General features: G+C 72.6%; 22 protein-coding genes and 1 tRNA gene. 15 read left to right on the forward strand and 8 right to left on the reverse strand.

The window, feature by feature from the left end; genetic code table 11:
- Positions 1-176 precede the first annotated feature (176 nt).
- Positions 177-2924: a pyruvate dehydrogenase (acetyl-transferring), homodimeric type gene (gene aceE / locus WA788_RS25495; protein WP_335981059.1), complete on the reverse strand. Its 2748-nt coding sequence runs from the start codon at positions 2922-2924 to the stop codon at positions 177-179.
- Between the two features lie 458 nt (positions 2925-3382).
- Between aceE and WA788_RS25500 the strand changes: the two genes are divergently transcribed.
- The 8 genes from WA788_RS25500 (at position 3383) to WA788_RS25535 (ending at position 11558) form a co-directional block, all read left to right on the forward strand.
- Entirely contained in the window at positions 3383-3823 is a 441-nt protein-coding gene (locus WA788_RS25500) for a DUF3052 domain-containing protein (protein WP_103883542.1), read from the forward strand.
- Between the two features lie 186 nt (positions 3824-4009).
- Positions 4010-4468, forward strand: a complete 459-nt coding sequence (locus WA788_RS25505; RefSeq protein ID WP_335981189.1) for a peroxiredoxin — start codon at positions 4010-4012, stop codon at positions 4466-4468.
- A 103-nt stretch (positions 4469-4571) separates the two neighbouring features.
- Positions 4572-5147 carry a TerD family protein gene (locus WA788_RS25510; RefSeq protein ID WP_335981060.1) on the forward strand — a complete coding sequence of 192 codons (576 nt, stop codon included), beginning with the start codon at positions 4572-4574 and terminating at the stop codon, positions 5145-5147.
- A gap of 50 nt (positions 5148-5197) precedes the next feature.
- Positions 5198-5773 carry a TerD family protein gene (locus WA788_RS25515; protein WP_335981061.1) on the forward strand — a complete coding sequence of 192 codons (576 nt, stop codon included), beginning with the start codon at positions 5198-5200 and terminating at the stop codon, positions 5771-5773.
- Between the two features lie 64 nt (positions 5774-5837).
- Entirely contained in the window at positions 5838-7007 is a 1170-nt protein-coding gene (locus tag WA788_RS25520) for a DUF475 domain-containing protein (protein ID WP_335981062.1), read from the forward strand.
- Positions 7008-7112: 105 nt separating this feature from the next.
- Entirely contained in the window at positions 7113-7844 is a 732-nt protein-coding gene (locus WA788_RS25525) for a TerD family protein (RefSeq protein WP_335981063.1), read from the forward strand.
- A gap of 160 nt (positions 7845-8004) precedes the next feature.
- Complete coding sequence (locus WA788_RS25530) at positions 8005-10029, forward strand: hypothetical protein (protein WP_335981064.1); 2025 nt, start codon at positions 8005-8007, stop codon at positions 10027-10029.
- Entirely contained in the window at positions 10026-11558 is a 1533-nt protein-coding gene (locus WA788_RS25535) for a hypothetical protein (protein WP_335981065.1), read from the forward strand. Before WA788_RS25530 ends, WA788_RS25535 begins: the two co-directional genes overlap by 4 nt.
- Before the next feature lie 33 nt (positions 11559-11591).
- Here the strand turns inward: WA788_RS25535 and WA788_RS25540 are convergent, their stop codons facing one another.
- On the reverse strand, positions 11592-12533 hold the full coding sequence (locus tag WA788_RS25540; protein ID WP_335981066.1) for a TerD family protein: 942 nt from the start codon (positions 12531-12533) through the stop codon (positions 11592-11594).
- A 193-nt stretch (positions 12534-12726) separates the two neighbouring features.
- On the opposite strand from WA788_RS25540, the gene WA788_RS25545 reads away from it, so the two are divergent.
- Genes WA788_RS25545 through WA788_RS25555 form a run of 3 tightly spaced genes read left to right on the forward strand, consistent with a single transcriptional unit; the run spans position 12727 to position 17330 of the window.
- Positions 12727-13899 (forward strand): HpcH/HpaI aldolase/citrate lyase family protein, encoded by a 1173-nt coding sequence (locus WA788_RS25545; RefSeq protein WP_335981067.1) that lies wholly within the window; start codon positions 12727-12729, stop codon positions 13897-13899.
- A gap of 39 nt (positions 13900-13938) precedes the next feature.
- The gene (locus WA788_RS25550) at positions 13939-16500 is read left to right on the forward strand and encodes a phosphoribosyltransferase (protein WP_335981069.1); all 2562 of its coding nucleotides are present in this window, start codon (positions 13939-13941) and stop codon (positions 16498-16500) included.
- Positions 16497-17330, forward strand: a complete 834-nt coding sequence (locus WA788_RS25555; RefSeq protein WP_335981071.1) for an HAD family hydrolase — start codon at positions 16497-16499, stop codon at positions 17328-17330. Before WA788_RS25550 ends, WA788_RS25555 begins: the two co-directional genes overlap by 4 nt.
- 26 nt (positions 17331-17356) lie before the next feature.
- On the opposite strand, the gene WA788_RS25560 is transcribed toward WA788_RS25555, so the two are convergent.
- The 3 genes from WA788_RS25560 to WA788_RS25570 all read right to left on the reverse strand — a co-directional run bounded on the left by WA788_RS25560 (position 17357) and on the right by WA788_RS25570 (position 20126).
- Positions 17357-18649 (reverse strand): MFS transporter, encoded by a 1293-nt coding sequence (locus WA788_RS25560; protein WP_335981072.1) that lies wholly within the window; start codon positions 18647-18649, stop codon positions 17357-17359.
- Between the two features lie 77 nt (positions 18650-18726).
- Positions 18727-19395 carry a GntR family transcriptional regulator gene (locus tag WA788_RS25565; RefSeq protein WP_335981073.1) on the reverse strand — a complete coding sequence of 223 codons (669 nt, stop codon included), beginning with the start codon at positions 19393-19395 and terminating at the stop codon, positions 18727-18729.
- A gap of 95 nt (positions 19396-19490) precedes the next feature.
- On the reverse strand, positions 19491-20126 hold the full coding sequence (locus WA788_RS25570; RefSeq protein WP_335981075.1) for a nucleoside/nucleotide kinase family protein: 636 nt from the start codon (positions 20124-20126) through the stop codon (positions 19491-19493).
- Positions 20127-20193: 67 nt separating this feature from the next.
- Between WA788_RS25570 and WA788_RS25575 the strand changes: the two genes are divergently transcribed.
- A complete protein-coding gene (locus WA788_RS25575; protein ID WP_335981076.1) occupies positions 20194-20853 on the forward strand; it encodes an O-methyltransferase in 660 nt (219 codons plus the stop codon).
- A gap of 16 nt (positions 20854-20869) precedes the next feature.
- Positions 20870-21094 (forward strand): FmdB family zinc ribbon protein, encoded by a 225-nt coding sequence (locus tag WA788_RS25580; RefSeq protein ID WP_335981077.1) that lies wholly within the window; start codon positions 20870-20872, stop codon positions 21092-21094.
- Positions 21095-21344: 250 nt separating this feature from the next.
- On the opposite strand, the gene WA788_RS25585 is transcribed toward WA788_RS25580, so the two are convergent.
- Entirely contained in the window at positions 21345-22586 is a 1242-nt protein-coding gene (locus tag WA788_RS25585) for a hypothetical protein (protein ID WP_335981078.1), read from the reverse strand.
- Between the two features lie 195 nt (positions 22587-22781).
- Between WA788_RS25585 and WA788_RS25590 the strand changes: the two genes are divergently transcribed.
- Positions 22782-22853, forward strand: a tRNA-Val gene (locus WA788_RS25590).
- A gap of 330 nt (positions 22854-23183) precedes the next feature.
- A complete protein-coding gene (locus tag WA788_RS25595; RefSeq protein WP_335981079.1) occupies positions 23184-23522 on the forward strand; it encodes a hypothetical protein in 339 nt (112 codons plus the stop codon).
- A gap of 59 nt (positions 23523-23581) precedes the next feature.
- On the opposite strand, the gene WA788_RS25600 is transcribed toward WA788_RS25595, so the two are convergent.
- On the reverse strand, positions 23582-23782 hold the full coding sequence (locus tag WA788_RS25600) for a DUF6221 family protein (protein ID WP_335981080.1): 201 nt from the start codon (positions 23780-23782) through the stop codon (positions 23582-23584).
- A 25-nt stretch (positions 23783-23807) separates the two neighbouring features.
- On the reverse strand, positions 23808-24710 hold the full coding sequence (locus WA788_RS25605) for a helix-turn-helix transcriptional regulator (RefSeq protein WP_335981081.1): 903 nt from the start codon (positions 24708-24710) through the stop codon (positions 23808-23810).
- Positions 24711-24809: the final 99 nt, after the last annotated feature.

The raw sequence follows: 24809 nt of genomic DNA on the forward strand, positions 1-24809 counted from the left end.
GGCGGGCTTTTCAGGGGCGCGGGGAACTGCGCGAGCAACCGTCCACCGGCAGAAGGTCCGGCACCCTCCGTTGCCGCCCCGCCCGGGCGGATCAGGGCGCCGCCGAACGCGGAAGGCCCGCACCGGGCGAACCGGTGCGGGCCTTCACATGTGATCGGCTGAAGCCGAGCGCAGCGCTACGCGTCGCCGCCCGCGGCACCCGGATGAGCCGCGGAAGCGTCGAGCAGCTGGTACCGGTCCACCGCCTGCTTGAGCGCGGAGCGCTCCACCTTCCCCTCGGCCGCCAATTCCGTGAGCACCGCCAGCACCACCGACTCCGCGTCGATGTGGAAGAACCGCCGCGCCGCCCCCCGCGTGTCGGCGAAGCCGAACCCGTCGGCGCCGAGCGAGGAGTACCGCCCGGGCACCCACCGCGCGATCTGGTCCGGCACGGACCGCATCCAGTCCGAGACGGCCACGAACGGCCCCTGCGCCCCGGACAGCTTGCGGGTCACCCACGGCACCCGCTGCTCCTCCTCGGGATGCAGCAGGTTGTGCTCCTCGACCGCCACGGCCTCGCGCCGCAGCTCGTTCCAGGAGGTGGCGGACCACACGTCGGCCCGTACGTTCCACTCCTCCGCGAGGATGCGCTGCGCCTCCAGCGCCCACGGCACCGCCACCCCGGACGCGAGGATCTGCGCGGGGATCTCCCCGGCGCTGCCGGGCCGGAAGCGGTGCACCCCCTTGAGGATGCCCTCGACGTCCACGTCGGCCGGCTCGGCGGGGTGCTGGATCGGCTCGTTGTAGACCGTGAGGTAGTAGAAGACGTCCTCGCCGGGCTTGCCGTCCGCGGTCTCCCCGTACATCCGGCGGAGCCCGTCCTTGACGATGTGCGCGATCTCGAAGGAGTACGCCGGGTCGTACGCGACGCACGCCGGGTTCGTGGAGGCCAGCAGCTGGGAGTGGCCGTCGGCGTGCTGGAGGCCTTCACCCGTGAGGGTGGTCCGCCCGGCGGTCGCCCCGAGCACGAAACCGCGCGCGAGCTGGTCGGCCATCTGCCAGAACTGGTCACCGGTGCGCTGGAACCCGAACATCGAGTAGAAGACGTACACCGGGATCAGCGGCTCGCCGTGGGTGGCGTACGCCGACCCGGCGGCGATCAGCGACGCGGTGCAGCCGGCCTCGGAGATGCCGTCGTGCAGCATCTGCCCGGTCGGCGACTCCTTGTACGCGAGCAGCAGCTCGCGGTCCACCGACTCGTACTGCTGGCCGAGCGGGTTGTAGATCTTCGCGCTCGGGAAGAACGCGTCCATGCCGAACGTGCGGTACTCGTCGGGCGCGATCAGCACGAAGCGCTTCCCGATCTCCTTGTCCCGCATCAGGTCCTTCAGGATGCGGACGAAGGCCATCGTGGTGGCGATCGACTGCTGGCCCGAGCCCTTCCGCGCGGCCGCGTACGCCTTGTCGTCGGGCTGCGGCAGCGGCTTGGCGCGCACGATCCGGGTCGGCACGTAGCCACCGCAGGCCTTGCGGTGGTCGTGCATGTACTGGATCTCCTCGGAGTTCCGGCCCGGGTGGTAGTAGGGCGGGTACCCCTCGTCGAGCTGCTTGTCGGTGATCGGCAGGTGCAGCCGGTCCCGGAAGCCCTTGAGGTCGTCGACGGTGAGCTTCTTCATCTGGTGGGTCGCGTTGCGGCCCTCGAAGTTCGGGCCCAGCGTCCAGCCCTTGATGGTCTGCGCGAGGATCACCGTCGGCTGGCCCTTGTGCTCCAAGGCGGCGGTGTAGGCGGCGAAGACCTTGCGGTGGTCGTGGCCGCCGCGCCCGAGGTGCAGGATCTGCTCGTCGGTGAGGTGCTCCACCATCTTCCGCAGCCGCTGGTCGCCGCCGAAGAAGTGCTCGCGGATGTACCCGCCGGTCTCGGTGGCGTACGTCTGGAACTGGCCGTCCGGCGTGGTGTTCATCTTGTTGACCAGCAGGCCGTCGCGGTCCTGGGCCAGCAGCGGGTCCCAGGAGCGGTCCCAGACCAGCTTGATGACGTTCCAGCCGGCGCCGCGGAACTGCGACTCCAGCTCCTGGATGATCTTGCCGTTGCCGCGCACCGGGCCGTCGAGCCGCTGGAGGTTGCAGTTGACCACGAAGGTCAGGTTGTCCAGGCCCTCGCGGGCGGCGATGGACAGCTGGCCCAGCGACTCCGGCTCGTCCATCTCGCCGTCGCCGAGGAACGCCCACACGTGCGACTGGGAGGTGTCGGCGATGCCGCGCGCCTCCATGTAGCGGTTCATCCGCGCCTGGTAGATCGCGCTGAGCGGGCCCAGGCCCATCGAGACGGTCGGGAACTCCCAGAAGTCCGGCATCAGCCGCGGGTGCGGGTAGCTGGACAGGCCGTCGGGGGCCTTCGACTTCTCCTGCCGGAACGCGTCGAGCTGCGCCTCGGTGAGCCGGTCGAGCAGGAAGGCGCGGGCGTAGATGCCCGGGGAGGCGTGGCCCTGGAAGAAGACCTGGTCGCCGCCGAGGCCGTCGTCCTTGCCGCGGAAGAAGTGGTTGAAGCCCACGTCGTACAGCGACGCGGAGGACGCGAAGGTCGCGATGTGGCCGCCGACGCCGATCCCGGGGCGCTGCGCGCGGGAGACCATCACCGCGGCGTTCCACCGGGTGGCGTTGAGGATCTTGCGCTCGATCTCCTCGTTGCCGGGGAAGAAGGGCTCGTCCTTGGTGGCGATGGTGTTGACGTAGTCGCTGCTGCGCATCTCGGGGACCGCGACGCGCTTCTCGCGGGCCCGCTCGATCAGGCGGAGCATCAGGTAGCGGGCGCGCTCCCGGCCCCGCTCGTCGATGGCCGCGTCGAGCGAGTCGAGCCATTCCGCCGTTTCCTCGGGATCGAAATCCGGGACCTGGCTGGGAAGGCCGCCAATGATGATCGGGTTGCGATCTGATCCGGAAGCCACGCTGTTCCTTCGCTCACTAGGCTGCTACGGGATGGGTACGAGGTGTCGCCGGGCGTGATCGGACGGCCGCGATCGGCCGCCGGTGCCCTGTCCATCGTGTACCGCGGCCGTTCGGTACGTCATCTCTACCGGGCGGTAACCCCAGGTGGACGGCCAAATCCGAACTCTACGCCCACTCGGACGTACGACCGACTCCCGGGCCAACACTCTGCAAAACGGGCAACCCCGGCGGATGCCGACGATCTGCGTCACCATGGGAGGGTGCGCACGGCGACAAGGCGGCGGGGAACTTGCCATGAAGACGGTCGAATCGTCACTGTTTCGGCGGTCTCGTACGGCGGGTACTTGCGCGATCCGCCCCGCCCGTGTGGACTACCGCCAATAAGCTCGCACCGTCGCGGGCACATACAGACCATGAAGACCCGCACGACATCAGTGCCCATGACAGGAGGCAAAGCGTGAGCGCGACCGCGGACCACGCGGAGGAGCGGACCAACCCGGCGAGCCGGCTTGGTTTCGAGCCCGGACAGGTGGTCCAGGAGCTCGGGTACGACGAGGATTGCGACCAGGAGCTTCGCGAGGGGATCGAGGAGCTCACGGGTGAGGAGCTCGCCGACGAGGAGTACGACGACGTGCCCGACGCCGTCCTGCTGTGGTTCCGCGAGGACGACGGCGACCTCACCGACGCGCTCGTCGACGCCACGTCGACGATCGACCCCGGCGCCCCGATCTGGCTCATGACCCCGAAGACCGGGCGTGACGGCCACGTCGAGCCGAGCGAGATCGGTGAGGCGGCGCAGACCGCGGGGCTGGCGCAGACCAGCAGCGTGAACGCCGCGAAGGACTGGACGGGCAGCCGTCTGGTGACCCCGAAGGCAGCCAAAGCCGGCAAGCGGTAAGTGCGGGGACGGGGTCGCGCCGTAGTGGGTTGCGGCCCGTTCCCGGCTGCCCCTGCCGTTGTGGCTGGTCGCGCAGTTCCCCGCGCCCCTTTTGGGTGGCTGCGCGCCGCGGAAGAGGCGCGCCACCATGAGGGGCGGGGGCTGAAACCTGTCCAGTCACAGATGAACACGGCGGAGCTGCTGGCCATGCATGATCTCGCGGGGGAGCCCGCTCCGGACTTCCGGTTGAAGGACCAGCACGGCCGTGCCGTGGGTTTGGCGGACTTCAGGGGCCGCAGGAACGTGCTGCTGATGTTCTTCCCGTTCGCGTTCACGAGTGTGTGCTCCGGCGAACTTCGGGCGATCCAGCAGGAGTTGGACCTGTTCCAGGGTGAGGACACCCAGGTCCTGGCGGTGTCGTGCGACTCGATGCACGCGCTGCGCGCCTTCTCCGACGCCGAGGGCCTGGACTTCCCGCTGCTGAGCGACTTCTGGCCGCATGGCGTGGTGTCCCGTGCCTACGGCGTCTTCGCCGAGGACAAGGGCTGTGCGCTGCGCGGCACGTTCGTGATCGACCGCCGGGGCACGGTGCGCTGGACCGTGGTGAACGGCCTGCCGGACGCACGCGATCTCGACGAGTACCGGAAAGCCCTGTCCGCGCTGTGACGGCATCGGGAACGTGTCACTAGGCTCTGGACGTTGATCCAGGACCGCAGTACACAACGACCCACACCGTACCGACGGGCGGGGAAACCGAACGGGAGGACTCGTGGGAGTCAGCCTCAGCAAGGGTGGCAACGTCTCGCTGACGAAGGAGGCGCCCAACCTCACGGCGGTCGTCGTCGGCCTGGGATGGGACGCCCGGACCACCACCGGCAGCGACTTCGACCTCGACGCCAGCGCGCTGCTCACCGACGAGCAGGGCAAGGTCCTTTCCGACCAGCACTTCGTCTTCTTCAACAACCTCAAGAGCCCGGACGGCTCGGTCGAGCACACCGGCGACAACCTCACCGGTGACGGCGAGGGCGACGACGAGGTGATCAACGTCAGCCTGGCCACCGTGCCGGCGAACGTGGCGAAGATCGTCTTCCCCGTGTCGATCTACGACGCGGAGCCGCGCCAGCAGAGCTTCGGCCAGGTGCGCAACGCCTACATCCGCGTGGTGAACGCGGCCGACGGCAGCGAACTGGCGCGCTACGACCTGACCGAGGACGCCTCCACCGAGACCGCGATGGTCTTCGGCGAGCTGTACCGGCACGGCGCGGAGTGGAAGTTCCGCGCCATCGGCCAGGGCTATGCCTCGGGGCTGCGCGGCATCGCCCAGGACTTCGGCGTCAACGTCTGACCACCGCCACCAGGCTTGCCCACACCACGTGTGAGGGGGAAAGGACCACGATGGGCGTCACGCTCGCCAAGGGGGGCAACGTCTCCCTGTCCAAGGCCGCGCCGAATCTCACCCAGGTGCAGATCGGCCTCGGCTGGAGGGCCCGCTCGACCACCGGCGCCGACTTCGACCTGGACGCCAGCGCGCTGCTGTGCTCCGGCGGCCGGGTGCTGGGGGACGAGTACTTCGTCTTCTACAACAACCTCAAGAGCCCGGAGGGCTCGGTCGAGCACACCGGCGACGACCTGACCGGCGGCAGCGGCGGCGACGACGAGACGATCCTGGTCGACCTCACCACGGTGCCCGCCAACGTCGACAAGATCGTCTTCCCGGTGTCGATCTACGACGCCGACGCCCGGGTGCAGACCTTCGGCCAGGTCAGCGACGCCTACATCCGCGTGCTCAACCAGTCCGACGGCGCGGAACTGGCGCGCTACGACCTGACCGAGGACGCCTCCACCGAGACGGCGATGATCTTCGGCGAGCTCTACCGCTACAACGGCGAGTGGAAGTTCCGTGCAGTCGGCCAGGGGTACGCCTCCGGACTGCGCGGGATCGCCCTAGACTTCGGGGTCAACGTTTCGTAAAGCCGCGCGCCCGCGCGGGGGACCCTTGGGCTCAAGGGATCACAAGGGATTGGGTGGGAAGCACGTGCTCCTCAGAACATTCGGCTGGTCGTTCGGCATCACTGCCGCAGGCCTGGCCCTGGCCGGCATCCTCTGGGGAGGCAAGGGCCTCGCCATCGTGGCGATCCTGTCCGTCCTGGAGATCTCGCTCTCGTTCGACAACGCGGTCATCAACGCGGGCATCCTGCGCAAGCTGAACGCGTTCTGGCAGAAGATCTTCCTGACCATCGGTGTGCTGATCGCCGTCTTCGGCATGCGGCTGGTCTTTCCGATCGTCATCGTGGCCGTCACCGCGAAGCTCAGCCCGTGGGAGGCGGTGCGGATCGCGGTCAACGACCACGACCGCTACGAGAACCTCGTCACCAACGCGCACCCGGCGATCGCCGCCTTCGGCGGCATGTTCCTGTTGATGATCTTCCTCGACTTCATCTTCGAGGACCGGGAGATCACCTGGCTGTCCTGGCTGGAGAAGCCGCTCGCCAAGCTCGGCAAGCTGGACATGCTGTCGGTGGTGGTCGCCATGGTCGCCCTGGTGATCGCCGGCACCACGGTCGCGGACTCGGTGCCGCTGCACGGCGGGCACGGCACGGTCGACAAGGCCGAGACGGTGCTGCTGGCGGGCGTGGCCGGCCTGATCACCTACCTGGTGGTCGGCGGCATCTCCGGCTTCTTCGAGGAGCGCCTCGAGGACGAGGAGGAGGGCGACGAGGACGGCGAGCCCGAGATCGAGGTCGCCAAGGCGCCGGCGGGCGGCAGCGGCGCGAGCGTGGTGCGCAGCGTCGGACTGGCCGGCAAGGCCGCGTTCTTCATGTTCCTCTACCTGGAAGTGATCGACGCGTCGTTCTCCTTCGACGGCGTCATCGGCGCCTTCGCGATCAGCAACGACATCTTCGAGATCGCGCTGGGCCTGGGCATCGGCGCGCTGTACATCCGGTCGCTCACCGTCTTCCTGGTCCGCAAGGGCACCCTGGACGACTACGTGTACCTGGAGCACGGCGCGCACTACGCGATCGGCGCGCTGGCGGTCATCCTGCTGGTCACCATCAAGTACGAGGTCAGCGAGGTCATCACCGGCCTGGTCGGCGTTGTCCTGATCCTGGCGTCGTACTGGTCGTCGGTGGTACGCAACCGCCGTCTCGGGGAAGACTCCGGGCAGTCGGACGACGACAAGGCGGAAGTCACGTCCGGGGTCTGACCCCGGCCGCGCACCAGCCCGCTGCCCCCGCCCTCCGGCGGGGGCAGCGGCGTGTGCGCACGGTGGCGGCCACGGCCGAGAGCAACTAGGGGAGGACGGACCACAATGTCCTGGTGGCGGTTCCTGCGGCCCAACGGCCCGGACCAGTTCGACGTGACCAACGCGCACGTGGTGGAACTCACCAAGCGGCGGCCGGAGCTGTCGCTCACCAAGCAGGGCGCCGCGGTCGGCAACATGCGGGTGAACCTGTCCTGGCAGATGCGGCCGTCCGACACCGGGGACTGGGCGACCGACCGGGGCGGCTTCCTGCGCCGCCAGATCGACGTGTTCAAGCCACGTATCGTGCAGGCGGCCGGGCCGGCGATGGTCAACGTGGACCTGGACCTGGCGTGCTTGTACGAACTCGCCGACGGCACCAAGGGCGTGGTGCAGCCGCTCGGCGGCTTCCACGGCGACCTGGACGGGCCGCCGTACATCCAGATGTCCGGCGACGACCGGTTCGGCGGCACCTCGGGCGAGACGATGTACATCAACTTCGACAAGCGCGAGGAGTTCAAGCGCCTGCTGGTGTTCGTGTACATCTACGACGGCACGCCCGCGTTCGACCGCACCCACGCGAAGGTGGAGATCTTCCCCGGGTCGGGGCCGCGGATCGAGATCCCCCTCACCGAGCGGGAGCCGCAGGCGCGTTCGTGCGCGGTGGTGCTGATAGAGAACCGCAAGGACGAGATGGTCGTACGCCGCGAGGTGCGGTACGTCTACGGTTTCCAGGCCGAGATCGACCGGCTCTACGGCTGGGGCCTGCAATGGGGGCGCGGCTACAAGTCCAAGGTCTAGAACTCCTGTTCAGCCCTTTTCGCGGCACGCGGTAGGCGTCCGACGGCTTGCCCGAGGCATGTGCCAGTACCGGGGAATGTCCCAAGTCGCTTGCGTACTGCGGGAATTGGGGCATTGTGGTGTGCCACCACAGGCATGGCGCGGTGCACGGGGGGTTGACTTGCCCGAATGGCCTGGCCGGTCCGCGCGGGACCGGCGCATCCTCACCTACCTCGGGTCCCGGCTGATCCTCGACGACCCGGGCGTGGTCGTGCCGCTGCCCGCGGTGCTGCTGCTGGGCCCCCGGGGCAGCGGCAAGACCACGACGCTGGGCGTCGTGGCGGAGTGGGGCCGGGCGCACCCGTGCGCGGGCCTGGACCTGGAGGCCATGCGGCGCGGCGGCGCGACCGTCTTCGACGTCCTGGTGGACCTGGCGTTCCAGTTGCAGGAGCACAAGGAGGGCTTCCGCCCGCTGCACTTCCCGTCCTTCACGCTGCTGCTGATGTCGCTGCGGGCGTCGGTCGAGACGGAGGACATGGACCGGGCGGTCCGCGAGATGCGCGCGCTGCTGCTCCAGGGCCTGAGCGGGCAGGGGTACGACCCGGAGTCCCTGGAGTCGTTCATCGAGGGCGTGGCCACGGCCGTCGGCGGCCTGCCGGTCGCCTGGATCGCCCAGATCCTCCCCGGCATCACCTTCGCCCGGCGGTTCCGGGCACGGTGGGGGCTGCACCGGCGGATCGGCCACGCCGCGGCGGCGGTGGGCACCCCGCGGGCGGGCGCGGGGTTCCTGGTCCGCGCCAACCGGCTCTACCACGGCGACCCGGTGCAGCGCCGCAGGGTCGAGGGGATGCTCTTCGCCGCCTTCCGGGCCGACCTGGTCGCCGCCTACGCCACCACCCGGCACCGGCGCACCTCCGCCTGCCTGATCACCCTCGACAACGTGGACACCGAACTCGGCGACGCGCTGCTGGAGTTGCTGCTCGCCGCCCGGGAGGAGCCGGGCGCGGCCCCCGACCCGCTGCTGGTGGTCGCGGCCGCCCGCCGGGCGCCGGGCGAGCTGATCGGGGCGGGCGGCGCGACGGTGTCGCCGTCCGATGACGCCGCGAGCTGGGCCGGCGGCGCCTTCACCCCGGTGCGCACCGGCCGGCTGCACGTCGGCCGGCTGCGGGACCTGGACGCCGGGGAGGTGGAGGCGCACGCCAAACGGCTGCTGCGGGCCCTGCCGGACGACGACCAGCCCGCGGTGGCCCGCGCGTCGGCGTGGCTGGGCTGGAACGTCTACGCCGCGACCCGCGGCCACCCCGCCGCCACCGGCGCCCTGCTCGACGCGCTGGGCCGGTTCCCGGCCGCCACGCCCTGGAAGGAGCGGCTGGAGCGCTGGCCGCAGCTCCCGGTCCGGCCGGTGCCCGGCCGGGACGGGACGGGCGGCCTGCCGACCGTGGCCGAGTCGGTGCTCGACGTACTGCTCGCGGACTGCGACACCGGCCTGCGCCGGGTGCTGCCGCGCACGGCGGCGGCCGCCTCCCATGTGCAGGCCGAGGCCGCGCCGGGGCTGTGGGCCGGTGTGTCGGGCTCGCAGCAGCGGGCGTTCGCCACCGACGGCGAGGTCGCCTTCCACCCCGCGGCGCGCTACCTGCTGCTGCGCCGCCTCGACGAGGACCGCAACGCGCGCGGCGCCGCCTCCTGGGACGGCGCGCACACGGCGCTGGGCGCGGCGGCGCTGGAGGAGGAGGGCGCCTCGGGCGAGAGCACCGGGCGCACCCTCGCCTACCACAGCCTGGCCCGCGGCGACCTGGCCGCGGCGGCGGACTACCTGCGCGGGCGCTTCCCGCCCGTGACGCCGGCCGACGCCTGGTGCCGGGACCTGTCCTACCTCCAGCGCGCCCCCGCCCGGTGGCACGAGGGCCGGATCGAGCCGGCCGAGGACCGCTACGAGCGGCTGGTCGGCGACCCGCCGGGCGACGAGGCGCGGCGCGCCGTCGTCCGGCTCCTGGCGGCCGGCTGGATCACCGCGCACCCGGGCAGCGACCCGTACGCGCGGCTGTACGAGGACCCGTTCGGCGATCCGTTCGCCGAGCTGTACGACGACATCGCGCACGAGTTCCGCAACCTGCGGGACATCCGGGGCATCGGCGCCGCCGCCCGGGCGGTGTTCGCGGCCAAGGCCAGGGAGTACGACGAGCTCTACAGGGGGAAGCCGTGGTGAACGGCGCAGCGCCACCGTCCGATCCGGACGACAGGATCGAGGGACCCGCGGTGCCGCCGTCCCCGCCGCGCAGGTGGCCGCGGGTCGCCGTCGCGGTGGCCGCCGCCCTGGTGCTGGTGGCCGCGGTCCTCGCCGTGGTGCATGTGGTGCGCGACCACGACTGCGCCACCGACGGCACGAATGTGGGCGGCGAGTGCATCGGCGTCAGCGACGGCTCGTACTCCTTCGAGTCCTCCCTCACACCGGTCATGGACCGGATCAAGGAGGCGAACCGCGCGGTCGTGAAGTCCGGCAAGCCGTGGGTGGACGTCGCCTATGTGGAGCCGATCACCAAGGAGCAGGACCAGGAGTCCGTCAAGTACGGCATCCGCAAGGAGCTGGAGGGCGCCTACCTCGCCCAGCAGCAGCTGAACGACGTGCAGTTGGGCGGGCACGGCGAGGTGCCGCAGATCCGGCTGCTGGTCGCCAACTCCGGGCTGCGCTCGGAGCAGTGGCAGAAGCTGTCGCAGGTGCTGATCCGGCGGTCGCAGCGCAAGGACCACCCGCTGGTCGGGGTCGCCGGGTTCGGCCAGAGCCGCGACGGGACGCTGGACCTGGTGCGGGCGCTGCGGGCGGCGAAGGTGCCGATGATGGGCGCCACGGTGACCGCCGACGGCCTGACCGACCCGGACGAGGTCGGGTTCTTCAGTGTCTCCTCGCCCAACTCCGCCCAGGTCAGCGCCGCGGTGAAGTACCTCAAGCAGCAGCAGGACAAGGCCGCCGGCTACACGGTCGCGGTGGTCCGGGACCGCAACCAGCAGGACATCTACAACACCTCCCTCTACAGCGACTTCACCCGGGACGCCGCGGCGCGCCGGCTCGCCCTGGACGGCGGCGACCTGGAGTACGTCTCGGGCATCGACGGCGTCAGCAACGCCATGTCCGCGGTCGCCGACCGGGTGTGCGACAAGCACCCCGACGCGGTCTACTTCGCCGGGCGCGGCGCCAACCTGCGGGACTTCATCGTCGCGATGGCGGCGCCCGACCGCAGGTGCGAGGTCACGGTGCTCACCGGGGACGACGCGGTCGGCGTCTACTACGACGGCTCGGCGTCGGCGGCCACCAAGGAGCAGTTCGCGCAGGACTGGCGGACCAGCCGGGTGACGGTGCTCTACACCGCGCTCGGCCACCCCGCGCTGCCCGGCGTGGTCTACCCCGCGGCCAAGGACCCGTATCCGGCCTTCCGGGACCTGTACCACCAGCAGTTCGGCGGCAGCGGGGACACCGAACTCCAGGACGGGCAGGTGATACTGGGCCACGACGCGGTGTGGACGCTGGGCGAGGCGATCCGGGAGGCGGCCGGCCCGGCCGGCACCGTGCCGGTGACCGCGGGCAGCACGCTCAACGGCCTGGTCGGCGGGAACGACGTGACCGGGGTGAGCGGCCCGATCCGACTGGGCCCGGACGGCGACCCGCAGGACAAGCCGATCGCGCTGGTGCGGTTGGAGACGGACGGGCGCTACGACTTCCAGCAGGTCGTCACGCCGTGACCGCGGCTCCGGGGCGTCCCCGGAGAGCGCTGCTCAGGCGTTCTGGAACTGCGGGCCCTGCGGCGGCAGCGTGAAGTGGCCGTCGGGCGCCGGGGGAGCCGCCGGCGCGGCGGGCGGCGCGGCCACCGGCTGCGGGTAGCCGTACGCCGGGTACGCCGGCTGGGGCTGCTGGTGGACCACCGGCTGCTGCGCCGGCGGGGGCGGCACGGCCGGGGCGACCGGCTGCGGGTAGCCGTAGGCGGGCTGCGCGGGCACGTGGGAGGGGTAGGGGGCCGCCAGCGGGTAGCCGTAGGCCCCGGAAGGCTCCGGGGCCGCCACGGTGGGCCCTGCGGGCGCGGGGTAGCCGCCGGTGGGGCCGGGCGCGGGCAGCGCGGCGGTGGGGCCCGCGGCGGCGGTGGCGCCCTGCGGCGGTGCGGCGGGGTCCGGCTCGCCGTCGTCGACCGCGATGCCGTACTCCGTGGCGAGGCCGACCAGGCCGGTGGCGTACCCCTGGCCGAGCGCGCGGAACTTCCAGCCGGCGCCCTTGCGGTACAGCTCGCCGCAGATCAGCGCGGTCTCGTGGCCGGTGTCGGGCACCACGTCGAAGGTGACCAGCGGCGCGGCGTGCTGCGGGCCGGCCGCGTCGTAGAGCGCCAGCACCAGGCCGGGGACCTGCCGGAACGGCCCGCCGTCGCACGAGGCGGCGACCACCACCCGGGCCACCTCCGGGTCGAGCGCGGCCAGATCGACCTCCACGGTGTCGGTCAGGCCCTCCGGGACGCGCTGCTTGGGCAGGTGCCGGGCGACGCCCGAGGGGTGCCGCGGGGCGTTGTAGAAGACGAAGTCGGCGTCGGAGCGCACCCGGCCGCCGGCACCGAGCAGCAGCACGGAGGCGTCGACATCCGGGGCCCCCGGCGCCGGGCTCCAGCGGAGCACCGCCCGGATGCCCGAGGCGTCCAGCGGGATGTTCGAGCCCTTCACCATCACGTGCGTCATGACCGCCATCCTGCCCGCCCGGCGGGGCGGCCCACAACGCCGCGGGCGCGCATGGCGGCGGACACCCGGCCGACCGCCACCGGTTACCTGTTTGTCACGCGCGGTGGGAACCTTTACGTCGGGGATGTACGTACGATAATCGGCCACGCGATTGACGCCTGTCCTCGCGGCTATGACGGTGAAAGGGGGGCGTGTGCGACACTTCGGGCACCTTGCGTCGGATCTCAGGGGTGAACTTTTCCACCGGGAACCTCAGGAGTTCGCCGCCGATTCGCCCGGGCAGGTCCTCGCGACCGCCCTGGGCGCCACGCTCTACTCGCCGGCGACCCGCCCGCACCTCGCCGACGACGTGCTCAAGCAGGCCGCCCGCGGTGTGGTCTCCATGGTGCTGTGCCTGGAGGACTCCATCGACGACCGCGACGTCGAGGCGGGCGAGGCCAACCTCGTCCGGCAGTTCGCCGACCTCGCCGCCCGCCCCGGCGCCGAGCGGCTGCTGCCGCTGCTGTTCATCCGGGTCCGCACCCCCGCGCAGATCACCGACCTGGTCGCCCGGCTGGGCGGCACCGTACGGCTGCTGTCCGGATTCGTACTGCCGAAGTTCACCGAGGAGAGCGGCGTCCCCTTCCTGGAGGCGCTCGCCGCCGCCGAGGGCGCCTCCGGCCGGCGGCTGTTCGCCATGCCGGTCCTGGAGTCCCCGGAGCTGATGCACCTGGAGAGCCGGGTGGAGACGCTGCACGGCATCTCCCGCACCGTCGACAAGTACCGCGACCGGGTGCTCGCGCTGCGGCTGGGCGTCACGGACTTCTGCTCCTCCTACGGCCTGCGCCGCGCCCCGGCGATGACCGCCTACGACGTGCAGATCGTCGCCGCCGTCATCGCCGACGTCGTCAACGTGCTGGGCCGCGCGGACGGCAGCGGGTTCGTGGTCACCGGCCCGGTGTGGGAGTACTTCCGGCACCACGAGCGGATGTTCAAGCCGCAACTGCGCCGCAGCCCGTTCACCCCCGAGGCGGAGGACCTGCGCGACACGCTCATCCAGCAGGACATGGACGGCCTGCTGCGCGAGATCGAACTGGACCGCGCGAACGGCCTGCTCGGCAAGACCTGCATCCACCCCAGCCACGTGCCGGTGGTCAACGCGCTGAGCGTGGTCACCCACGAGGAGTACTGCGACGCCGCCGACATCCTGCACGAGGACCGCAGCGGCGGCGGGGTGCTCCGCTCCGCCTACACCAACAAGATGAACGAGGTGAAGCCGCACCGGGCCTGGGCCGAGCGCACCCTGCGCCGCGCCGAGGTCTTCGGAGTCGCCCGCGAGGACATCGGCTTCGTGGAACTGCTCGCCGCGAGCCTGCCCCCCGCCTGACCGGCGCCCGCCGCCCCGTCACCGAAGGACACCCGCCTGATGCCCGACAACACGCCCCGGACCGGGCCCCACCCGCCCTGGACCGGGCAGTGGGTGGCCGACCGCCTCGGCGTCACCCTGCACGGCGACCGCCTGACCGACCTGCTCGGCCTGGCGCTGCGGCGCAACCCCAAACGGGCCCACCTGCTGGTCTCCAACGTGCTCGGCAAGCACGTCCCGCAGGACCCCCGCACCGTCTACGGCCACGCCCACGCGCTCGGCGTGCGGGTACGGGAGCTGCTGGGGCCCGACGAGGCGGCGCGCGCGGTCGTGCTCGGCTACGCCGAGACCGCCACCGGCCTCGGCCACGCGGTCACCGACGGCCTCGGCCCCGCGCCCTACCTGCACTCCACCCGCCGCGCGGTGCCCGGCCTGACCCCGCAGGGCGGGTTCGAGGAGGAGCACAGCCACGCCACCTCCCACCTGCTGCTGCCCGAGCAGCCCGACCTGCTGGCCGGCCCTGGCCCGCTGGTGCTGGTCGACGACGAGTTCTCCACCGGCCGCACCATCCGCAACACCATCGCCGCCCTGCACGCCCGGCACCCGCGCGAGCGCTACGTCGTGGTCGCCCTGACCGACATGCGCTCGCCCGCCGACCGCGACGCGCTGCGCGCCTTCGCCGCCGCACTGCCCGCGCGCGTCGACGTGGTGGCCCACGCCACCGGAAGCGTCAGCCTGCCGGACGGGGTGCTCGGCAAGGGCCAGGAGCTGGTCGCCGCCCACAGCGCGGCCGACGAGGCGCCCGCACCCGGCACCGGGCCGGCCGCCGGCCGCCGCGTCTCCCGGGTGCCGCTCGACTGGCCCGCGGGCCTGCCCGACGGCGGACGGCACGGCTTCCTGCCCGGGCACGCCGGGCAACTGGACCGCGCGCTGCCCGCGATGGGCGCGCGACTCGCCGACGCGCTGCCGCCGGCCGCGGCCAGTGTCCTCGTCCTGGGCAACGAGGAGCTGATGTACGCGCCGCTGCGGCTCGCCCGGGCGCTCCAGGACACCCTGGAGGCGCGGGCGCACGGCAGCACCCCGGCCGCCGTCCGCTACTCCACCACCACCCGCTCCCCGGTGCTGGCCGTCGACGACCCGGGGTACGCCATACGCAGCCGGATCGTCTTCCCCGCCCACGACGACCCGACGGATGCGGGCAGCACCGACCGGTTCGCGTACAACGTGCGCGGGTTCGACGCGGTGGTGTGCGTGGTGGACTCCGCCGGGGACACCCCCGCCCTGCACGCGCCCGGCGGGCTGCTGGACCGGCTCGCCGCCGCCACCGACGCGGTCCTGCTCGCGGTGGTGCCGTCCTACCGACCGAACGGAACCCCGCAACCGATGAGCTCGCCGCAGACCCCGCAGACCCCGCACACCCCGCACCCCACGACCGACCTCGGCCTGGCCGAGCCGCTGCGGGGGCCGGAGTTCTCCTCCTACGCGCCCGAGGAGGTCGGCTGGCTGCTCAAGGACCTCTCCGGCGTCGAGCTGGAGGCACCCGTCGAGGAGCGCGAGGAGGCCGTCCAGAACGGCGGCGCGCACTACGCCGAGTCACTGCCGGTGGAGTACCAGCCCAGCCCGGAGTACCAGGAGCTGTTCCGCTCGGCGCTGGACGCCTCGGCGCTGCGGATCGCCCGCGCGGTGGGCACCGTCACCGAACTGGTGCTGGCCGAGCGCGGCCCGGACGCCGTGCTGGTCTCGCTCGCCCGCGCCGGCACCCCCGTCGGCGTGCTGATGCGCCGCTGGGCGCAGCACGCGCACGGACTGCGGCTGCCGCACTATGCGGTCTCCATCGTCCGCGGCCGCGGCATCGACGCCAACGCGCTGCGCTGGCTGGCCGCCCACCACGACCCGGCCGACGTGGTGTTCGTCGACGGCTGGACCGGCAAGGGCGCCATCACCCGCGAACTCGCCGCCGCCGTAGCGGAGTTCGAGGCCGCGGCCGGGACGGCGCCGGTCGGCCGCGCGGTCGGCCGCTTCGACCCGGAGATCGCGGTCCTCGCCGACCCCGGCGGCTGCGTGCGGACCTACGGCACCCGCGACGACTTCCTGGTCCCCTCCGCCTGCCTCAACTCCACCGTCTCCGGGCTGGTCTCCCGCACGGTCCTGCGGGACGGCCTGATCGGCCCCCGGGACTTCCACGGCGCCAAGTTCTACCGCCAGTTGCGGGACTCCGACGTCTCCGCGCTCTTCCTCGACACCGTCACCGCCGCCTTCGACGCGGTCGGCGACGGCGTCGCCGAGGACGTCAAGGCGCTGCGCGCGCAGGACCGTTCGCCGACCTGGGCCGGCTGGGCCGCGGTCGAGCGGATCAGCGAGGAGTACGGCATCGGCGACGTCAACCTCGTCAAGCCCGGCGTCGGCGAGACCACCCGGGTACTGCTGCGCCGGGTGCCGTGGAAGATCCTCGCCCGGCGCGGCGCGGGCGCGGACCTGGAGCACGTACGCCTGCTCGCCGCCCAACGCGGCGTGCCCGTCGAGGAGGTGGACGACCTGCCGTACACCTGCGTCGGCCTGATCCACCCGCGCTACACGCGCGGCGCCACCGGGGCGGACGGCAAGGCGGTGGGCGCCAAGTGACCCGCACACCGGCGCCCGCGCCGCACCGCACCGTGGTCGCCAGCGACCTGGACCGCACCCTGGTGTACTCCGCCGCCGCGCTGGCCCTGGCCATGCCCGACGAGCACGCGCCGCGGCTGCTGTGCGTCGAGGTCCACGAGGCCAGGCCGCTGTCCTACCTCACCGAGACCGCCGCGCGGCTGCTGGTCGAACTCGCCGATACCGCGCGGTTCGTGCCCGCCACCACCCGCACCCGCAAGCAGTACCGGCGGATCAGGCTGCCCGGGCGGGTGCCGCGGTACGCGATCTGCGCCAACGGCGGCCACCTGCTGGTCGACGGGCGCACCGACCACGACTGGCACGACGAGATGCGGCGCCGGCTCGCCGACGGCTGCGCGCCGCTGGCCGAGGTCCGCGCGCACCTGGCCGCCACCTCCGACCCGGAGTGGCTGCGCAAGGAGCGGATTGCCGAGGACCTGTTCGCCTACCTCGTGGTCGACCGCGAACGGCTCCCGGCCGGCTGGGTGAAGGAACTCGCGGCCTGGGCCGAGCCGCTCGGCTGGACCGTCTCGCTCCAGGGCCGCAAGATCTACGCGGTGCCCAAGCCGCTGCGCAAGTCCGCCGCGCTGGCCGAGGTCGTCCGGCGCACCGGCGCCGAACGGGTGCTCGCCGCCGGCGACTCCCTCCTGGACGCCGACCTGCTGGACGCCGCCGACATCGGCTGGACCCCCGGGCACGGCGAGCTGGCCGACACCGGGTGGACCGCGCCCCATGTCACCGCGCTCCCCACCGTCGGCGTGGCCGCCGGCGAGGAGATCGTGCGCCGCATGCTGGAGCGCCTGGCCCGGTGACCCCCCCGTGCTCCGGCGGCGCTACCTCAACGTGTCGCCGGAGTACGGGCGTTGGTGACGATGACCGCCAGGCAGCCGACCGCGAGCACCGCCAGCGCGCACAGCATCACGGCGTAGCCGACGAGCGGAGAGGCGGCCGCCAGCACCGTCGGCAGCAGGAACCCGGCGTACGCGGCCGCGTAGTACACCCCCGTCAGCCCCGCCAGGTCGTCGGGCCGGGCGATGCGCTGGATCTCCACCAGCCCGGAGACGATCGCGATGCCGTAGCCCGCGCCCAGCACCAGCGCACCGGCCGGCGCCAGCCACGGCGAGCCGGTCACCGCGACCAGCGCGCACACCGCCATGCCCAGTGCCATCAGCACCATCGCCACCGACATCGCCGCCACCGTCGAGCGCGCCCCCAGCCGCTTGGCGAACGGCTGCACCACCGCCCCCATGCCCAGCGTCAGCACGGTCAGCGCGGTGGCGTACGCCAGCCCCCAGTCGCCCAGCCGCGCGTCCACCAGCTGCGGTGTCACGGCGTACGCGATGCCCGCCGACCCGAACACCCAGGGCGCCAGCGGCAGTACGACCCGCAGGAAGCGGCGGTGCCCCGCCGCCGGGACCCGCAGGTCCGCCAGCAGCCCGCCCGGCGCCGCCCCGCCCGCGGCCGGTGCGCGGGTCTCCGGCGCCCGCAGCATCACCCCCAGCAGCACCGCCCCCACGGCCACATGGACCAGGAACGGCAGCGCCGTCGGCCACGGCCCCCACTGCGCCAGCGCCCCCGCCACGCCCGGCCCGACCCCGAAGCCCACGGTCAGCGCGAGCGAGCTGCGCCGCGCCCCGGCCCCCGCGTCGGCGGCCGGATCGTAGGGCCCCTGCGACAGTTCCTTCACCCAGCTCGACCCCACGGCCATCGCGATCCCCACCGCGGCGCCGGTCAGCAGCCGCCCGGCCACGAGCGGGGCGAGGCCGAGCGAACCGGCCGCCATCACCGCGCTGGCCAGCAGCGACAGCAGCGTGCCCGCGATCATCAGCGGCCGCCGCCCCCACCGGTCGGAGAGCGGGCCGCCGATCATCAGGCCGGGTATGAGCCCGACGACGTAGGCGCCGAGCAGCGCGTCGACGACGACCGTCGAGTAGCCGTCGGTACGGCGGTACATCAGCAGGAGCGGGGTGAACTGGTTGCCGCCCCACCCGCACGCGACGAGCCCGGCGGCGGCCTGCCGCCAGCCCCGCGCGCTCCCGGCGCTTCCGGTGGGGCGGGTCAGGGCGGTACGGGGGCCGGGGGAGGAGGCGGTGCCGGCGGTGGAAGCGGTGTCGGCGGTGGGGGCGGTCACCGTGGTGGTCCTTTCCGCGCCGGGGCCCCGGGGTCCGGAGCCGGCGGGCGTGGGTGGCGCGGTCTGCGGGGGCGGCGTCAGCGGCCGGTGCCGTCGAGGGCGCGGTGGGTGTCGTCGAGGTGGCGGCGCAGGGCGGCGGCGAAGGCGGACCCGTCCCGGGCCGCGATGTGGCCGACCAGGGCCTCGTGCTCCCGGGCGAGCACGCTCAGCCGGTCCGGGCGCGGCCGCAGCGCGTGCACGGCCATCCGCCGCTGGCGGTCGCCGAGCGAGGCGTAGAACCGCTCGGCGAGGGTGTTGCCGGACGCGGCGACGATCGCGAGGTGGAACGCCTGGTCGAGGCGGGTGAACGTGTCGACGTCCAGGTCCCGGGCGGGGGCCGCCTGCTCCGCCAGGCAGCCGCGGAGCCGGCCGACCGCGTCGGCGAGCGCGCTGTCGTCCGCCGCCAGCAGCCGGCGCACCGCCGCGCACTCCAGCGCCTCGCGCACCTCCAGCACGTTGGCCGCCTCGTGCGGCGGCACCGGGACGACGACCGCGCCCCGCTTGGGGATCAGCCGCAGCAGCTCCTCGCCCTCCAGCCGCAGGAAGGCGGCCCGCACCGGGGTGCGGCTCAGGCCGATCCGATCGGCGACCTCGACCTCGCTGATCAGGCTGCCGCCGGGCAGGTCACCGGCGAGGATGCGCTCCTTGGTGTCGGCGTAGGCCCGTTCGGCCGCGGAGGGGGAGGCGCCGGTGCGCGGGTTGTCCATGCATGCACCCTAGCATGGATACATGTAGCAGCCATGAGTTGCTGGCGGGCGGCCATGGTTGCTGACGGGCCTCCCGGGTGACTCCGGCGATCGGCTCAGGCGCCGCGTTCCGCCGCGACCACGCGGGAGCAGCGGGCGCGGCCCGCCTCGGCCCGGCGGGCGTTGGGCCGCTCGCTGTCGGCGATGAAGGCGGCCGCCTCGTCCTGCGAGCGCCCGCCCCGTACGTGCCGGTGCAGCAGCCGGCGCTCCCGCAGCCGCTGGGGCGTGTCCACGTACCACAGGTCGTCCAGCAGGTCGCGGATCTCGGACCAGCCGTCCGCGTCGTCGGCCAGGTAGTTCCCCTCGGTGACCACCAGCCGTACGGCCGCGGGCACCACCAGCTCGGCGGCGACCGGCTCGTCCAGGCGCCGGTCGAACCCGGGCGCGTAGACCGGCCCGGTGCGGGGCGTCGCGCGCAGGCGCCGCAGCAGGTGCAGATAGCCGTCGACGTCGAACGTCTCCGGCGCGCCCTTGCGCCCGCGCAGCCCCAGCCGGTCCAACTGGGCGTTGGACAGGTGGAACCCGTCCATCGGCACGTACGACGCCGTGTCCGGGCCGAGTCGGCCGTTGACCCCGCTGACCAGCCGCTGCGCGAGCGTCGACTTCCCGGCGGCGGGCGGGCCGGCCAGCCCCAGCAGCAGCCTGCGACCTGGAATGCTGGGCACCATGGCGACCACGTCATCGACGAGCATCCGGCCAGCCTAGGCCAGCGCCGACCGGGTCAGGCCAGAGCTTCACACCCCCGACGGGAGACGAGCGTTGTACGAGACGAAGAACCCGCAGCTCACGCCGGAGCTCTACGCGTACGTCCTGGCGCACAATCCGCCGCTGAGCCCCACCCAGCGCGCCCTGGTGGACACCACGCACCGGCAGTACGCCGACGTCGCCGGGCTCCAGACCGCCGAGGAGCAGGGCGCCCTGCTGGCGTTCCTGGTCCGGCTCACCGGCGCCCGCCGGATCGTGGAGGTCGGCACGTTCACCGGCTTCTCCACCCTCTCGATGGCCGCGGCCCTCCCCGCCGGCGGGCAGGTCATCGCCTGCGACGTCTCCGAGGAGTGGACCTCGGTCGGGCGCGCCGCCTGGGCCGACGCCGGCGTCGCCGACCGCATCGACCTGCGGATCGCCCCCGCGATCGAGACCCTCCGCGCCCTGCCCGACGGCCCCTGGATCGACCTCGCCTTCCTCGACGCCGACAAGGGGTCCTACGTCGACTACTGGGAGGAACTGGTGCCCCGCATGACCCCCGGGGGCCTCCTCGTCGTGGACAACACCCTCTTCCACGGCGACGTCACCGACCCGGCCAAGGGCGGCGGCGCCGCCGCGATCCGCGCCTTCAACGACCACGTACGCGCCGACGACCGCGTCGACGACGTCCTCCTCACCGTCGCCGACGGCACCACCCTCGCCCGCAGGCTCTGACGGCTACTCTGAAGCCATGCCCCGTTACGAGTACCGCTGCAAGGCCTGCGGCTTCACCTTCGAACTCCGCCGCCCCATGTCCCAGTCCGACGCCCCGGCCCCCTGCCCCCGCGGCCACGCCGACACGGTCAAACTCCTCTCCACCGTCTCCGTCGCCTCCTCCTCCACACCCGCCTCCGGCGGCGGCGAAGCCGGCGCGGCAGCCTCCGGCGGCTGCTGCGGAGGCGGCTGCTGCGGCTGACCCCCAGGGGCGCCGCGGCGTGCCCGAGGGCGCGGGGAACGGCGCGGGTGCCGCGGGGAGTCCCGGGCGTACCCCAGGGGCGCGGGGAACGGCGCGAGCAGCCGTCCACCGGCAGGTGGTCGCATGCCAGCGGGTGCGTACCCCCGTGGCGTCGGGGTGCCCGGGTAGGTCCCGGCGGGGAACGGCGCGACCAGCCATCCGCCGGCAGGTGGTCCCGGGGCGGGGGCCCGTACCCGTGCGGAGGGTCCGTTCAACGCCCCGCCGCGCGGTCCTCCCTGATGTTGGACACCACCCGGTTCGCCGTCTCCCGCACCGCGGCCGTCTCCGTGAGGAACGCCCAGTAATCCGGGTGCCGCCCCTGCAACGCCCCCACCGCCCGGTCCAGCCGCGCCACCGCCTCGTCGAGCGGCCGCGCGTGCCTCGGCTCGGGCGTACTGCGCCCCTGCATCGCCAGCCGCTGCGCGTCACGGATCGCGAACCGCGTCTTCTCCACCTCGCCGCTCGGGTCCTTGCTGACCTCGTTGAGCCGGCGCAGCCGATCCCCGGCGGCGGCCACCGCCCCGTCCACCTCGTCCATCTGGGCCCGTACGGTCGCCAGCCGCGCGGTGGCGTCGGCCCACCGCTGCTCCGCCCGCGCCGCGCGGGCCTCCGCGAGGGCCTGCTCGGCGCGCCGGACCGCCTGCGCGGCCTGGTCCGGCACCTGTTGCAGGTCCTGCCAGCAGGCCGTCGAGAAACGCCGCCGCAACTCGCTGAGCACGGGAGCGACCCCCTCCGCCCGGGTGCCGAGCGCCTGCACCCGGGTGCGCAGCGACACCAGCCGCTTGTCGATCTCCTTCGCCCGCTCGGGCAGTCGCTCGGCCTCGGCCCGGACCGCCTCCGCGGTGCGCCGCATCTCGTCGGCGCGGCGGACCGTCGCTTGGACGCCGTGCTTGCTCGCACCTTCGTTGAGCTTCGTCAGCTCCGGGCCGAGCGCGGCCAGCCGGGCCGCGAGGTCGTCCGCCTTGAGCCCGGCGGCGCGCACCGCGTCCAGCGCCTGGCTCGCCGCGAGCAGCGACTGCTTGGCGCGCTCCCGGGCCGGCGCGAGCTGGGCGAGCTGCGTCTCGGCCTTGTCGAGCAGCGGGGCGAGGCCGGACTTGTAGCGTTCCAGCTCCTTCTTCGCGCTGGCCAGCTCGTGCTTCGCCTGGGTGAGCGCGGCCACCGCGCGTGAGGCCGCCGCGTGGTCCAGGTCGTCCCGGTCGATGTCGTTGGCGTCCACCGTCTCGATGTACGCCGCGCTGACCCGGTCGATCTTCTCCCCGAGGGCGCGGAACCCGTCCAGCGCCTGCCGCGCCTGCGGGGTGTCGTCGACCGCGGAGATCGTCTCTATCGCGATCTCCAGGTCCCGCTGGGCCGTGTCCAGGTCGTAGAACTCCTGGGCCGCGGCGTCCTTCGCGGCCTGGGCCTCCGCACGCAGATCGTCGCCGCGCCGCCACCACGAACGTGCCGTCGTCACAGTGACTCTCTCTCCCCGTGTTCGCTGCTCACCGTCTTTCCGCCCATCCTCCCACCCACCCGGCCCGAACACACGGTCCCCTGCCACCCGCCCCGGGACCCGGCCGGGCCCCGGCCGATCCGCGGCCGCGCCCGGAACGCCTCGCTTGCCGAGCACTCCCCACCCCGGGGTAACCTGTGTCGTCGCAGACCCCGCGGGCGTGTAGCTCAGTGGTAGAGCGCCGCCCTTACAAGGCGGATGTCGGCGGTTCGAAACCGTCCACGCCCACCCCCGTCGCGAGCGCAGGTCGAAGCCCCTCCCGTTGGACCGGGAGGGGCTTTCCTGATCACGCGGCGGTGCGTGCCGGGACCGCGTCCCGCCCGCGCGGCAGAAGCCCCCCGACATGCGCTCGGCCGGTCATGGGGCGGCCCCGGTGCGCGGGGCAGCCCGCATGCCAGCATGAACATCCGCGCCAAGGGGGGACCTGTGGCCAACGACCGCGACAGCAAAGAGATCGACCCAGACCTGCCCGTCCGCCAGCCCCGCGGTAGCGAGTCCGCCGGACAGGGCGTCATTGCCGCTGCCCTTGAAGCGCCCTGACCACACGAGGGAGGAACCATGCACCGCACCTCTGCAACCGCCGTGTTCGGGCTGCTCGCCGCTGCCGGGCTTCTGCTCGCCGGCTGCTCGTCCAGCAGCAGCCGCGGGCACAGCGTTGTCACATACAGCGGGAAGTACACCCCGCTCAGCGTCATTACGTCCGAGCCGCCGATCCCGGCGGACTCGAAACTGGCCAAGGGCCGCACCGCCGCGTGCTGGAAGGCGATCCGCGACCAGTACACGCCCGGGACGGTGCAACTCACCGGGGCGCCGACGACACCGCCGGAATGCGCCGGCCTCACCGCAGACGAGGTATCCGCCGTCGCATCCGACGTGCTCGCCCACCAACTCGGCTGACACGACCGCTCCGTGACCGTGCCGGCCGTGCTGGTGACGGGACGGTCGCACGTCTCAGGTCAGATCTCCGGCACCCACTCGTCGGCGCGGTAGTCCGGGTGGTCGGCGTAGGCACGCGCAAGGTGGCAGAGCACCGGCCGGAGCAGGCGAAGCGTCGTCTGCGCGGCGTATCGAGCATGCGCCTTCGGCGAGTCCGGCTCAGGGGCCATCTGGTCGTAGACGCGCAACCCACCCTGCTTTGCCTCGGTCTCGCGCAGCACCCGTCAGGTATTCACTGCGCGGGCTTCATGCAGCGTCTCCGTACACAGCATCCTTCGGCTGCACCTGGCCGGCGCTGGACAGCGTGAAAGCCGCGTTCGGGTTCTTCCACATCAGGTCGACCCAGTCCCTCATCGTCGCGGCCAGAGGAACCGACACGACCGGCACCGGCTTCGGCTTTCGGTTGGTGGACATCACTGCCGCAAACAGACGATCCGTCATGGTCAGGAGAACGACATCGTGGCCGTAGTCCAGCATCCGATCCATGACGGCTCCGGCTGGCTCTGACTGCCCAGCGACCACGACGACATGACGTCCCTGCGCGTCGAGAGTGCTCGCGTTGCCGGCAAGGCCGCTCACCAGGTCGCGAAGAGTTTCAGAGCGCTCCATCTCGTGGCTGACGGCATCCCTCTCTGCGGCGAACTCATCGGCAGGGCAGTCATACGTAATGGTCATCGTTGTGCTGTTGAGCAGAGCGTGGTCGATCTTCGTCATCTCGTCGCGACTGGGGTAATGCCGGCCATCGGCGAGGCCGATGTTATGCAGCCAGGTGTTCACCTCGGACCAGAGCCAGACCTTGGAACGGCCCGCAGTGCCCTCAGGCTGAGGAAACGGCTGTGTGCCTGCCTGCCGTTCGCCACTCACCCACTGGGCCACGTTTTGTCGGGTCCGACCGGTTCGCTCGACGATCTCTGGGATGCCCACGAGGTTGCGGTCGAGTCTGAGTACGCGCATTCGAGGGACCGCGTTCACGGCGCACGCCGCCGCATAGCGGGCGGCGCGGACGGGGTCCTCGCCGGTACCAGTGATCGTCAGCAGGTCGACACCGCCGCCGCGAAAGAGCATCGCGTCGAGTTCCTCAAGTGCATCGACAGCATCGTCGTCGTCGACCGATACACCGGATACAACGAAGGTCAATTCGTAGTCCATGAAGCCCCCTCTCTACGCGGGCAAGGATGGCAGAGCCGTTGGCATTCGTCAACGGAGAAAGGGTGGCGAAACCGGACAAAGACCATTCAGTCTGTGGAC

Origin of the sequence: Streptomyces sp. CA2R106, assembly GCF_037034245.1 — a bacterium.
GTDB lineage: Bacteria > Actinomycetota > Actinomycetes > Streptomycetales > Streptomycetaceae > Actinacidiphila.